Raw genomic sequence first — 529 nt, forward strand, 5'->3', positions numbered from 1 at the left:
TCGCTGTGAAGGATGTATCCAAGCATATTTCTTAAACGCATCATCTGGCTCAGTGTGTGCCAATGCGTTGGTAAAATTGGAGATCAACTTTGCCGATAAACCAGTTAATACTTCCAATGCCTGGCGCTTTGTATAACCCGCTTCAATAAAGTCTTGTAGCTTTTCATCTCCAATGTGACCACGCTTATCTAGTAGTGCTTTAGCATAGTCGTGCAAAGCTTGAAGCTTAGCGTCAGGTATCTCAGTACCCTCACGTAATGCTTCGATAACTTCCTCAGGCATTTTCGCGGAATGCATCATCCAGGTATGGCCCGGCACGCAGTAGTGGCAGTTATTTTCGAAGTTCGCAGTCATAAAAACTACCTGCTGCTCAATCGGCGACAGGGTTGTGTTTTTCATGAATAGGTTAAATACAGTATTGTAAGCCTCATAAGTAGCAGGTGCTTCTGCCAATATCTTGTGCAAATTAGGTATCATGCCAAAACCTTTCAACGAAGCTTCCATTAACGATTTCGACTCTTCTGGCGCA

Annotated in this window: 1 protein-coding gene; it reads right to left on the reverse strand. The window is 43.7% G+C overall.

Translation table 11 applies throughout. The features are described from left to right. Positions 1-504 (reverse strand): carboxymuconolactone decarboxylase family protein (locus A3762_RS06965; protein ID WP_197469104.1); only part of this gene is annotated, 504 nt, incomplete at its 3' end. Positions 505-529: the final 25 nt, after the last annotated feature.

This window comes from Oleiphilus sp. HI0125, from assembly GCF_001635355.1.